This is a genomic window from Bradyrhizobium sp. NBAIM08 (assembly GCF_020193935.1).
In the GTDB taxonomy this organism is placed as follows: Bacteria; Pseudomonadota; Alphaproteobacteria; order Rhizobiales; family Xanthobacteraceae; genus Bradyrhizobium; species Bradyrhizobium yuanmingense.
In genome coordinates this window covers 1-435 of sequence record NZ_JADYVR010000483.1, presented here as the reverse complement: position 1 = coordinate 435, position 435 = coordinate 1, and the positions used below count along the sequence as shown (strand labels likewise).

The following is a 435-nucleotide window of genomic DNA, read 5'->3' as shown; positions in this document are numbered from 1 at the left end:
GGCACATCGAGCGCGGTGACATCGTCTTTCCCAAGTCCACGACCCCGTCGCGCATCGCGGAGAACTTCGCGCTGTTCGACTTCTCGCTGGACGCCGACGACGTCGCCGCGATCACGGCGCTGGACAAGGGAGAGGACGGCCGCACCGGCCCCAACCCCGACGTCTTCGCCTACATACCCGACTGACCCGCGGTGCCCGCAGCCCCGTTGCCGACCAGCACGCCCGGTGCCCAGCGGGTCGACGCGCGCGGGATCCTGCGCTTCCTCGACGCCGTGGAGGCCGACCCCGACGTCGAGCTGCACGGCCTCATGGTGCTGCGCCACGGCCACGTGCTGGCTGCTGGGTGGTGGTCGCCGTACGCCGCCGAGCGCCCGCACCTGCTGTGCTCGCTGAGCAAGAGCTTCACGTCGACGGCCCTCGGCCTCGCCGTCGCGG

General features: G+C 71.7%; 2 pseudogenes. Both read left to right on the top strand.

Annotation, left to right across the window (positions count from 1 at the left end):
• Positions 1-185 (top strand): annotated as a pseudogene (locus I6F37_RS40560) (aldo/keto reductase); the annotation flags it as partial.
• A 21-nt stretch (positions 186-206) separates the two neighbouring features.
• Positions 207-435, top strand: a pseudogene (locus I6F37_RS40555) (serine hydrolase); the annotation flags it as partial.